The following is an 11,907-nucleotide window of genomic DNA, read 5'->3' as shown; positions in this document are numbered from 1 at the left end:
GATGCGTCGCCGACGCCTTATGGCGACCGCCGTCGGCGGGCCATTGCCCGCTTCTTCTGTGTGGCGCGATCAGAAATCTTGTCCTGGGCCACAGCCGGTTGCGCTGATTCCCCTGCGAGGTAGCCTGCAAAGGCGGCAATGGTGGGATACTGAAACAGCGCCAGGACAGGGACCTTCCGTTTCAGGGATTCCCCCACCTTCCCCACCACCCGCACCCCGAGCAGGGAGTTGCCCCCAAGCTCGAAAAAGCTGTCTCCGGTGCCGATGGTGTCCACCTTCAGCACCTGGCTCCAGATCTCCGAGAGGAGCTTTTCCAGATCACTTTGCGGGGCCATGAACGCCTGGTCCGTCCGGGGCCGCCGGGTATCCGGCACCGGAAGCCCTTTGCGGTCCACCTTGCCGTTGGGGGTCAGGGGCAGGGAGTCAAGGGGCATGAAAATGGAGGGGATCATGTAATCGGGCAGGCTCCCTGCAAGGTGTGCCCTGAGATCGGAGACCAGGGTCTGGCCGCCGTTGGTGTGGGTGATGTACGCCACGAGCCGGGCATCCCCGGGTTCAAACTCATGGGCCGACACAATGGCCTGGGAGACTGCCGGATGGCCGGAAAGCACGGTCTCCACCTCCCCGGCCTCGATGCGGAACCCGTTGATTTTGAGTTGAAAATCCGAACGCCCCAGCACCTCGATGGTGCCGTCGGCGCGGTAACGGGCCAGGTCCCCGGTGTTGTACATCCGGGCCCCGGCTTCCCCGGCAAAGGGATCGGGGACAAACATCTCCCGGGTCAGGTCGGGCTGGTGCAGGTACCCTTTGGCCACCCCGGCCCCGCCGATGAAAAGGGTCCCTGAGACCCCCGTGGGAACCGGCTGCATCCAGGGATCCAGGATGTAGGTGCGGGTGTTGTCGATGGGGCGGCCCACGGTCACCCTGGCCTCCCCGTCCGTGATGCGGGCGCAGGTGGACCAGACCGTGGTCTCGGTGGGGCCGTACATGTTCCACACCCGGGACGACCGGGCCGTAAGGGCGGCGGCCAGATCCGCGGGCAGAGCTTCGCCGCCGCAAAGGACGTTCAGGTTATCCCCCCCCTGCCACCCGGCGGCAACGAGAAGGCGCCAGGTGACGGGGGTGGCCTGGAGCAGGGTCACGCCATGCCGGGACAGGGCTTCTAAAAGCAACCGCCCGTCTGCCACGGTCTCCCTGGGGGCGATGACCACCTTGGCGCCCACGATAAGGGGCAGGTAGAGCTCCAGGACGGTGATGTCAAAGGAGAGGGTCGTCACGGCCAGCACCACGTCCTCGGATGTGAGCCCGGGCTCCCTGGCCATGCTGGACAAAAAGTTGCCCACGGCGTCGTGGTGCACGGCAACGCCCTTGGGGCGCCCCGTGGACCCCGAGGTATAGATCACGTAAGCCAGGTCGTCGGGGGAGACCGCCACCTCCGGATTGTCGTCGGATTGCTCGGCCACGGCCCCCCGGTCGGTGTCCATGCACACCCGGCGGGCCGTGCACGCGGGCAGGGTCCCTTTGAGGCTCTCCTGGGTCAACACCACGGAGGCCGCGGTGTGGGAAAGCATGTATTGGAGCCTCTCTTCGGGAAAGGCCGGGTCCAGGGGGACATAGGCCGCCCCGGCCTTCATGGTCCCCACCAGTGCCACGAGCATGTCCAGGGAGCGCTCCATGTGGATCCCCACAAGATCGCCGGGTTTCACGCCCTGGGTCCCAAGGTACCGGGCCAGCCGGTTGGCCTGCCGGTTCAGCTCACCGTAGGTGAGGGACTCCCCTTCAAATACAGCGGCCACGGCATGGGGGGCGGCATCCACCTGGGCTTCGATAAGCCGGTGCACCACCGTGCCTCGGGAAGCCGGTGCCTCCGTTTGATTCCACGCCACGCACAGGGTCTCTTTTTCCCCTTCGGACACCACGGGAATGGCGGCAATGGGGCGGTCCCCGTCCCGGAGCACCTCCCGGAGAAGCGTTCGGTAATTTTCCGACACCTGCCGGACCATGGCCTCGTCAAAGAGGTCTGAGTTGTACTCAAAATACCCCCTGATCCCGTCGTCCCCTTCCCAGAAGGTAAAAAAGAGATCGAGCTGAGCGCCCCCGCTGTGCACGGCCACGGGTTCCACCTCAAGGCCCTCTAAGCTCATGCCCACAGGCGGATCCAGGGTGAACCCGGCCTGGAACAGGGGGTTGTGGCTGGCCCCTGTCCTGGGCTCCACCGTATGGGCCAGAAGGCGGTAGGGCGCTTCCTGATGCCTGTGGGCTCCCAGCATGGCCTGTCGGACCTTGCCCAGGAGTTCCGGGAAGCTGGTCTCCCCGGATACGGTCACGGCCAGGGGGAGAATGTTGACAAAACACCCCAGGGTATCCTTGTATCTTTCCTTGCGACGATTGGTCAGGGGCACGCCGATGGTGAGCTGCGGATTGCCGCCGTAGCGGAAAAGCAAGGCCGCGTAGGCGGCCAGAAGGGTCAGAAAAATCGTGACGCTGCGGTCTCTGCTGAACTGCTTTAACTCCCCCACAAAGGAGGGCTCCAGATGGAAGAACACGGCCTCCCCTTCCAGGGAGAGAAGCGACGGCCGCTTTTTCTCCATGGGCAGGTCAAGGGAATCGGTGCGGCCCTTGAGGTGCTCCTTCCAGTACACCAGCATGGAGCGGCACTCATCCCCTGCGAGCCAGTCCCTCTGCCACCTCGAAAACTCAGCATAAGGCACCGACGAGGCGGGCTGAAGGGCCGGGCGTCGGGTCACCGCCGCTCCGTACAGGGAGGAGAGCTCTTCGGTAAAGAGCTCCTTGGTCCGCAGGTCGGTGATGATATGGTGCATGACAATGAGAAAGAGATGCTCCTCCTCCCCTGTCCGAAAAAGCCGGAAGCGAATCAGGGGAAGCTCCGACAGGGAAAAGGGCCGCCTCAGCTCCTCACGGACGCAGCGGTTCACCGCCTCCTCCCCTTCCGGCACATCGCAGGCCAGGGGAAGGTTCAGGCTGGGCGCCACATGCTGCACCAGATCCCCCCGGTCCATGGCGAAACGGGTCCGAAGGATCTGATGGCGTCCGATCATGTCGTTGAGACTTTTTTCCAGGCTGTCGCGATCAAGGGGCCCCCTGATGCGAAATAAAAGGGGAATGTTGTAGGCAGAGCTCTCCGGATGGAGCTGATTGATGAGCCAGAACTGCTCTTGAATGGCCGATGCAGGATAACTCGCGGCCTCGCTGCTGAAGGTCGTCATAATACCTCCCGGGGTTATGTTGCGGCACGGATTGGGATGTCGGTGTCGGTCTGCCTGTGGATGTAATCCACGATCTTCAGGACCGAGCCGAAGTTGTCTCGGTTCATGTCGTCGTCGGCCACCTCCATGTCGAAGGTCGTCTCCATGAAGGTGACGATTTCAACCAGACCGAAGGAATCAATGATCCCTTCGTCAATCATGGAGAGATCCAGTTTGATGTCACTGCGTTCCACCATGAAGTTTCGTGTGATGAATTCCAGCAGCGCCTCCTGGATCTCCTTTTTTCGAAACACGATGGTGTTGGTTCCTTCAGCCCCATTGTCGGGGCGGTCTCCTGAGTTCACTGATCCCATGGTCAAGTCCCCCCCATCGCTCCCAGGCCCCCGGAACAGGCCTCCTGCCTCCGGGGTTCAAGGGAATCGATGTCGTTGTCTGTCATGCCGAGTTGGCTCATCACCGATTGAAACTGATCAACCGGCTGATCAAATATCTTCTCCAAGGCCTCGTCCCTTGCCATCAGCCCTTTTCGGATAAGGTGACTGAGTTCGAGTTCATAGGGGCTGTATCCGTATTTCACCTGGTGGATATGGTTGTTGAAGGTGTTCAGGCGGCAATTGGAAGAGCAACCGTCCACATCTCCGGGCCTCTGCCAGCCCAGGGGCTCGATGGCCCGCACGATCTCGGCCTCGGTGATATCTTCAAGGCAGAGCAGGTTCATGGTGTACGGGTAGGAGGTCACCGCATCGATGAGGGACTCCCGGATCCCGTAATACGCATCCACCTCGTCGCCCACGTGGGCCCTGAGGTTGTCCATGGCAGTTTTGCGGCTGTCCATCAAAAAGCGGTAGTTGGTCTTGTACATCACGCCGTTGGCTGGAATCTGGCCCAGGGTAAACCCGGCCAGGATAAAGGGGATGCCCTTTTCAAGGGCCATGGTCTGGGCGGTGATGTTCACAAGGGAGATGCACGCATGACACCCGGAGGAGATGCGCACAAGGGCCCGGTCCCCAAAGATATCGTTGAGGGCGCTGGCCTTGACCACGGACCGGAAAAAGGTCGACGACGGCTTCACCGTCACCTGGTCCACGCCCAGGCCGTCCACCACCCGGTTGATGTTGTCCATGGCCCCGGCAGACAAAAACCCATTGTCCAGGGTAAAGGAGAGCACCCTCAGCCCGTATTTATGCACGGCAAGCATCAGGGTATAGGTGCTGTCCTTGCCGCCGCTGTAACACATCAGGGCGTCGTACCGGCCCTGGCCGCGCTGCTGGCTGATGGTGGACTCGATCTTCTCTTTTGCGCGGGCAATGGCCTCGGCATCGGAGGTTATCTGGAGCTTGTTCCGACAAAAGTTGCAGACCCCTTCAGCGTTAAACTCAATGCCCGGAAAAGAAGCGGAAAGAACGCAGCTGACGCAGCGGTCCTGGGTATGTTCCCTCATGGAATGGTCCTCTCTTGGGTTAGGTCAACGATCCTATCCAACAGCCCCTGTGGTTCCCTGCCGGTCGTCGATCCTCACCGTCATGGACGCCGGATCCAGCAGGTCCTTTTTCGGGTGCCCCGCCCAGTGGTGGGTCATCTGGCACGACAGGATAAAGGTGATGAGCATGTTGTCGCGGTAGCCGATCTCAGCAGGTATCTGGCGGTTGAACTTGTTTACCAGCCTTTCCACCATGGTCTCGTCAAAGACCCCGTATTCCCGGAGCATCTCAGGGGAGAGGAAGTGTGCCGCCTGCTCCGAGAGGCCGCCCCCATGGAAAAAGGACTTCAGGTCCGGGGCGGTGTAGGGTTTTTTGGGGCGATTGACGATGGCATCGGGCAGGTGGTGCCCGTAGGTTTTGCCCAGCAGGTACTTCTGGGAAAAGCCCCGGAGCTTGAACCTGTCCTTGAAATAGAAGAGGGCCTCCACCACCCGGTGGTCCAGGAAGGGATAGCGCCCCTCCACGCTGTGGGCCAGGGACATGCGGTCCCCCTGGGACGAAAGCAGGTAGCCGGAAAGGAGGGTCTTCATCTCCATGAACTGGTTTTTCTGGAGGAGGGTCCATGACGAAAAATTGTCGGGAAGCACCTGCCTGGCCGTCTCGATGAGGCGCTCCTTTTCGAACGTCACGGGGTGGTCCTTGTGGAAGTATTTGGCAAGGATCCGGTTGTTGCCGGCGCGGATGTTCAGGCCGGTGAGCTCGTTGTCATACTCCCCGAGAAACCCCTCGTAGTACATCTTCATCAACCCGTACTGCCTGGGGTTGCTGTAGTGCCGAAGGTGGGGATAGAGCTTTTTGATCAGCAGAGGACGCATGGTGGAGGAGGGGTCCCGCCCCCAGAACTCCAGGAGCTTGAGCTCTTTGAAGGAGTCGTACCCGCAGAGGATCTCATCGGCCCCTTCCCCGGTGAGCACCACCTTGATCCCGTGCTCCCGGACCTTCTCAGAGAGCATGAACAGGGGGACCCCTGCCGTGCGGAACACCGGCCGCTCAAAGTGATACACGGCATCGAGGAAATGCTCGTTGATGTGACTGTAGCCCACCTGAAGGGCCAGGTGATCCGAGTTGATGCGGGAGACCATCTCCCGCTGGAAAAAGGACTCATCAAACTCGGCGTCTTCAAAGGCCACGGAAAAGGTCTTGAACTTCTCGCGGTTCCACACCGAGGTCAGGTGGGTGATCACGGACGAGTCGATGCCCCCGCTCAGGTAGGCCCCCACCGGCACATCGCTCCTGAGCCGCAGGCGCACCGAATCCAAAAGCAGGGATTCCAGGAGTTCTCCCGCCTCCTCAAGGGTCTCCGGAGACGCCCCGCAGGATTCGCCGATCTCGTAATAGCGACCGCCCCCGACCCGGCCCTGGGCCGTGAACCGCTCAAAGGTCCCGGACGACACGCTGCGGATCCCGTTGTAAACGGTGCTGTCCCCCATGGTGTTCCACAGCAGGGCATGCTCGAACAGCGCCTGCATGTCCATGGTGCGCCGGTACCCTTCCAGGGTATCGAAGGCCTTGATCTCCGAGGAAAAATAGAAGGCGCCCCCATACTGGAGGACGTACAGGGGACGGATGCCGTAACGATCCCTTGCCACCACCAGCTCCTTTTTCTGCCGATCCCAGATCAACATGGCAAACTGCCCGTTAAACAGGGAGAAGGCATCGGTGCCGTAGACCTCAAAGGCCTTTAAGGCCACCTCCGTGTCACACGTGGTCTCAAAGGTGACCCCTTTCTTCTCAAGCTCCTGCCGGAGCTCAATATGGTTGTAGATCTCTCCGTTGTAGCAGATCACGAACCGGTCGCTCATCATGGGCTGATGACCGCCCTGAAGGTCCACGATGGAGAGCCGGGTATGCCCCAGCGCCAACTCACCGCTACAATAGATGCCCCATCCGTCGGGTCCCCGGTGGGTCAAGGTGGAGACCATCGAGCAGATCGCCCTCTCCCTTGACGGTCCGTCCAGGTGACCGCCCAATATCCCTGAAACGCCGCACATAGGCATGATTCCTTGCATTGTCCGCCGCACCGTCTTTCCCTGACAGGATCCCGGTGCGCCGTCGATTTTCATCGAGGTTTCCTACAGCAGAAACATTCCGTACACCCTCACCTTCAGGTGCTCCATCAAAAGCTCCCGGAGATAGGCCGTGTCCTCGGAGCCGCCCACGAAGACGGAGACCCCCTGCCCCCGGAGAAAATAGGCAAAGGATTGCCGAACGCGCTTTGTATGGTGTGGCGAGGTGATAAGCAGCAGGCTCTTCCGACGTCGTTCCACCACAAGGGCCGACACCGCCTCGGCTTCGGAGTAAGTCCCCCAGAACCCCTCCATGACAGGGACGGCCTCGGTGGCCGGGACGGGAACCCCACGGGCGGCCAGTTGCCTGATCACCCAGGCGTCACGGCTGATGTCGCGTCCCAGGGACCAGTCCCTCACCGTGTCACCGTCCCGGTGAAAGTAGAGGATCTTTTCCGAGACACCCTGATGGTACAGGTTTGCCGCCCGTTTCAAATGGGCACGGGTGCTTCGAACGCCCCCACCCAGAACGTAAATCACGTCCACTTTCCCCGGAAGCGGGGAATCCACGTCGATGAGCTCCCCACCGAGGGCGGCCCTCAGCTCCACCTTGACGGCCGGAACAGACAAGGCCAGAAGGCATGCCCCGCACACAAAAAGACCAGCGCCCAGCACCCAGAGCCGCACCGTCGCCCATGGAGGGACGAATCTTTCCGTTGTTGCTTTTGGCCTGCGCACGATAAACGATCCGATCCCTTCGAAGCCGTGGGTGGACGGCATTGACTGGTGGCGCCGATGGATGCGCTGAGATAACCTGCGATGTCAGCATGAACCTGAGGGATACACGGGGATGAGAGACAGGGGTGCTCAAGGAAGACAGAGTACAGAGGTGAGTGGGATAAAGACGGTCTCGGTCAAACGGCTTGTGAGGCCCCGGCAAGCGGACAAGCTGCAGACGCACGGAAACAAAGGCACGAAAAACGCGGTACGATACCACTTTTCAGCCCGTCATCATCCCTTGCAAATCTGCGCAAGGCATGATGAAAAACAAGGTATGAGGCTGTCACGCTCAGTTTATAAGGGATTAAAAATTAAATACATTATAGCACAGCATCTCAATACATCAAGACAATTCAAACCGCCGGTTCACGGGGCTCGTCCCGTCTCAGCTTCCGTTTTTTCTTCACGGGAGCCGTCACCCCGGGCAGCTTTTCGGCTGCATCCCGGACCGTCTGTTTTTCCAGTCGTGTTACCCCCTTGGAGAAGCCCACCATCATGGCCATGTCGCAGAGCAGGTTGATCACCCTCGGCGAGCCCCCTGAATACTCGTGAATCTCTTTGATGGCACCCTTGGTAAAGCAGTTGGTCTTTGCCCCGGCCCTCTTCAGCCGCGAGGCGATATACCGGTAGGTCTCCTCCAGGTCCAGGGGCTCGATGGCATAGCTGAGGGTAATGCGCTGCCGAAAGGCCCTGAACTTCTGGGTGCCGATGGCAACCAGAAACTCCTGCTGGCCCACAAAAAAGATGTTGAGCATCTTGACACCGTTGTGCTCCAGGTTGGAGAGCATGCGCACGTCATCCAGCAATCGTTCGCTCATCCTCTGGGCTTCGTCAATGATAAGCAGAACGATCTTTCGTCTATTGAAACATTCATGAAGAAAGGTGCCGAAAACGGTGATGAACTGACCTTTGGAGGAGAAGGAAGCATCAATGCCGAACCCGCGGGCCATGAACCTGTAAAAGTCCATCACGCCCACCCCGGGATCCGGGACGGTGGCACAGATCACATCCCCGGACAGGTCCCCCACAAGGGCCTTGATCAGGGTGGTTTTTCCCGCCCCCACATCACCGGTCAGCAAAAGGATCCCTTTGTTCTCAAGCACCCCGTACCGCAGCATGGCATAGGCTTCCCTGTGCTTCTCCCCGAGCCAGAGGAACTCCGGGTCCGCGGTGATTTCAAAGGGCTTGGTCTTCAGGCTATAGTGCTCTACGTACATGGCTACACTCCTTGCCCGGATATTTCATGGAATAACAATGACACCAAATCGACGAATGCCGTTACAACCGGTAACTCTTGAGGTTTCTGGTGGTTTGATCAAACCCAATGGCATTGACGTTTTTCCGTCGGCGTATTCGGGCTTCCCGGGCGGGACAAACTGTGTAATCGGTTACACATCAACACATCAAAGTATGTAAAAAGGTACACACCGCCACACTCCGCGCCAGCCCCGCCCATGGCATCTTGAACTGAACATGGTGTATTTACGAACCATCCATACCCTGCGATTCATCAGGGTGTTCTGGCATCATTCCTGCAGTATTTTCCACTTAAGTTGTAACCTCTCACTCCCCCTCGTCATGACCGGATCGCACAACGCCCATGGGCCGCGATTCCAAACATCTCCGTCATGCTCCGACATATCGTCTCATCGTTTACCCTTCCCACGTTTGGAGACATAATGAAATACCGTTTGACCCCTTGGCTATTGACGTTTTTCGCCATTTTCTTGGCAAGGGAAACTGTTTTTGCCTCACCACATACTATCCATGAATCCATGGTGGCACCGGAGGCCGGGTACACAACCCATCACCAGCTGATAGCCTCCGCCGATACGACCCACTCGCCCGTGACGGTCACCACGTCCTTCAGCAGTCAGGACACCTCCCGCACCATGGGCCACGCCGTGCAACCCGTCAGCGGAAGCCTCACCACACCAAAGGCTGCCAAGGCTGACGCAGCGCCGGTTTACGACCCCGCGTCGCTCTTTTTCCTCGGTATCGCCCTGTTCGGCCTTGCCGGTATCTGCCGGCGACGCCTCGAAGCCAAGAAAGCCCACTGAGCAGCCTCCCCCCCTGGGGGGGGCATGCCCATGAAAAAAGGAGAATGGCACCCCATTCTCCTTTTTCCATGGACTGCCTCCTTGTTCTTCCTCCATCATTTTCCTTACCGCTCCGATGAGGTCCACATCACGATGCGATGCCCGCTCCAGTAAAGTTTCCAGGCCAGGGCAATGGCAATGTTCACGGTGACAAAATACCCGGGAATCCGGAGCAGGGAGTGGCCAAAGGGGACCTTTCTCACATGCTCGGCGGCGGCAATACCGTAAAACGCCGCCTGCCCCACAAACAGCAGGCAGAAAAAAAACGACGAGAGCGCAAGGACCAGGTTGGCCCCAAAGGCGACCACAAGGAAAAAGGGCACCAGCCACCTGCAGAGCTTGTGGCCCAGGAGCTGATAGGAAAAAAGACCGTACCTGAAGGGGTTCAGAAACCGCCTGTTTTCAAAAAACACGGTGAGGCCGCGGACCACGGTACGGATCTTCCGGCTCAGCTCTTTGTCCGGGTCTGCGATGTCTTGGTAATACCCCAGGACCTTGGGATCGCTGACCCCGCGATACCCCAGGGCCACCGCGGACAGCAGCATCCTGAAGTCGCTTTGCATCTCCCCGGAAAAATCCCGGCACACCTCTTTTCGGGCGGCAAAAAAAGAGCCGCTGAGCCCCACCACCGAGTGAACCGAAGACTCCACCCGCCTCACCCACATCTCATAGCGGACATAGGCCCCTTCCCCGCACGGCTTGCCGTCCCGGGCCAGGAGCCTGTCCTCGCTGGAGACACACCCCACCGACGGGTCCGCAAAGTTGGCGACAATGGCCCGGATCCCGTGGGGTTCCAGGACAGTGGCCACATCGGAAAAGACCACGATCTCACCGCGGGCACGCTCCAGGGCGGCCTTCTGGGCCCGCTCCTTGCCGCTGCGCCCCGGCATTTCGAGAAATTCAACCCCCCGGTCCTCAAAGGTCCTGACAATATCGGCGGTGCCGTCGGTGGAGCCGTCGGAGGCCACCACCACCTGAAAGGAGTCCTGCGGATAGTCCAGAGCAAGGGTGTCCTCGAGTTTCTGCCCGATCCTCTTCTCCTCGTTGTAGGCTGCGATGATAAAGGTCACCGACGGAAGAATGGACATCTTTTGCACCGGGGCATGCCTCGGCCGGATCAGCTTCAGGGACAGGGGGTAGCCAAAGTAAGCGAAAAAAATCATGAACACGGACCCCGCGAACAGCCATGCACTCATCGATCCCCCCCGGGCCGGTCCAGCACCCCTTCATACAGTTGATGGTAATGCTCCGCCATGGCCTCGGCGGAGAAACGGTCCTGAACGGTTTTTTCGGCACGGAGGGCCACCTGCCCGCGCAGATCACCGCTTTCACATAGGGGCACCAGGCACCGGGCAAAATCCCCCGGGTCCCGGGTGGGCACCAGATACCCGTCCCTGCCGTGGGTAATGATCTCGCCGAGCCCCCCCACATCGGGGGCCACCACAGGCACCCCGGCGGCCATGGCCTCCAGGATGCTCATGGGGATGCCTTCGTGCACGGAGGTGTTAAGGTAGATGTCGATGGACCGGTAAAAGGCGGGCATGTCCGTCACATGCCCGGCAAAGGAGAACCGGTCCGATAGCCCTGCAGCCTGGACCCGCCCCTGGAGGGCATCCCGCAAGGGGCCGTCCCCGGCCAGCCTGAACCTCACCTCAGGCAGGAGGCGCCCCACGGCCTCGGCCGTATCGATCATCAATGCAAAATCCTTCACCGGGTAAAACCGGCCTGCGGAGCCGATGGTGAGGGTGTTCCCTGCCGGCCGGTGTGCAAGGCCCCCAGAGGGGGTGACCCCATTGTAGACCACACAGGCCTTCCCATCCTTGAGGCCGAAACTGCGAGCCATGGCTCTCCTTAAATCGTCGGAGACACAGACATACCGGTGAAAGCCGTGGGTGAGCAGCAGCATGTTGATCCGTGATACGCATCGTTTCAGAATCCCTGACTCTTTAAGGGAGGTCTCCGGCATCCCGTGCTGGGTGGAGACCAGCCGCGGCCTTCGCACCAGGCCGCAGGCCAGAAAGGCGAGGATATTCTCCTTGTATCGGTGGGCATGGACAATGTCCGGCGCTGTGTCCTTGAGGATCCTGCGCACCTTCACCAACAGGGCCCCAAAGGAGAGGGTCTCCTCAGGCACCACCCACACGGGCACACCCTCTTCCCGGAGGAGGCGGGAGAGCCGCCCCGGGTTCAGGGCGATGACCTGAACGTCCACCCTGCCCGACGCATGCAGGGTCCGGGCAAGGTTCCACGCCATGACCTCGGCACCGGCCCAGAGATCATCGGAGACGATGTAACAGACGCGCATCATGGCCTT

Annotated in this window: 9 protein-coding genes; 1 reads left to right on the top strand and 8 read right to left on the bottom strand. The window is 60.2% G+C overall.

Translation table 11 applies throughout. From position 1 onward, the window contains the following. Nucleotides 1-17: 17 nt before the first annotated feature. The 6 genes from MSL71_RS10465 to MSL71_RS10440 all read right to left on the bottom strand — a co-directional run bounded on the left by MSL71_RS10465 (nt 18) and on the right by MSL71_RS10440 (nt 8,711). Nucleotides 18-3,227, bottom strand: coding sequence for a non-ribosomal peptide synthetase (locus tag MSL71_RS10465; RefSeq protein WP_180139969.1), 3,210 nt, complete (start codon nt 3,225-3,227; stop codon nt 18-20). A gap of 14 nt (nt 3,228-3,241) precedes the next feature. Next, nucleotides 3,242-3,580, bottom strand: coding sequence for an acyl carrier protein (locus MSL71_RS10460; protein ID WP_218951001.1), 339 nt, complete (start codon nt 3,578-3,580; stop codon nt 3,242-3,244). A 2-nt stretch (nt 3,581-3,582) separates the two neighbouring features. Next, the gene (locus MSL71_RS10455; protein ID WP_180139966.1) at nt 3,583-4,668 is read right to left on the bottom strand and encodes an adenine nucleotide alpha hydrolase family protein; all 1,086 of its coding nucleotides are present in this window, start codon (nt 4,666-4,668) and stop codon (nt 3,583-3,585) included. Between the two features lie 33 nt (nt 4,669-4,701). Continuing rightward, nucleotides 4,702-6,699, bottom strand: a complete 1,998-nt coding sequence (asnB, locus tag MSL71_RS10450; RefSeq protein WP_180139963.1) for an asparagine synthase (glutamine-hydrolyzing) — start codon at nt 6,697-6,699, stop codon at nt 4,702-4,704. A gap of 81 nt (nt 6,700-6,780) precedes the next feature. Beyond that, entirely contained in the window at nt 6,781-7,494 is a 714-nt protein-coding gene (locus MSL71_RS10445) for an ElyC/SanA/YdcF family protein (RefSeq protein ID WP_180139961.1), read from the bottom strand. 353 nt (nt 7,495-7,847) lie between these two features. Further along, nucleotides 7,848-8,711, bottom strand: a complete 864-nt coding sequence (locus tag MSL71_RS10440; protein ID WP_180139959.1) for an ExeA family protein — start codon at nt 8,709-8,711, stop codon at nt 7,848-7,850. A gap of 558 nt (nt 8,712-9,269) precedes the next feature. Between MSL71_RS10440 and MSL71_RS10435 the strand changes: the two genes are divergently transcribed. Beyond that, entirely contained in the window at nt 9,270-9,554 is a 285-nt protein-coding gene (locus MSL71_RS10435) for a hypothetical protein (RefSeq protein WP_180139957.1), read from the top strand. A 104-nt stretch (nt 9,555-9,658) separates the two neighbouring features. Here MSL71_RS10435 and MSL71_RS10430 read toward each other — a convergent pair whose 3' ends face one another. After that, complete coding sequence (locus tag MSL71_RS10430; protein WP_218951000.1) at nt 9,659-10,756, bottom strand: glycosyltransferase family 2 protein; 1,098 nt, start codon at nt 10,754-10,756, stop codon at nt 9,659-9,661. A gap of 29 nt (nt 10,757-10,785) precedes the next feature. Next, a complete protein-coding gene (locus MSL71_RS10425) occupies nt 10,786-11,901 on the bottom strand; it encodes a glycosyltransferase family 4 protein (RefSeq protein WP_180139951.1) in 1,116 nt (371 codons plus the stop codon). Nucleotides 11,902-11,907: the final 6 nt, after the last annotated feature.

The sequence above is a fragment of the Desulfoluna butyratoxydans genome, assembly GCF_900699765.1.
GTDB classification, from domain to species: Bacteria; Desulfobacterota; Desulfobacteria; order Desulfobacterales; family Desulfolunaceae; genus Desulfoluna; species Desulfoluna butyratoxydans.
This window is presented reverse-complemented; position numbering and strand designations above follow the sequence as displayed.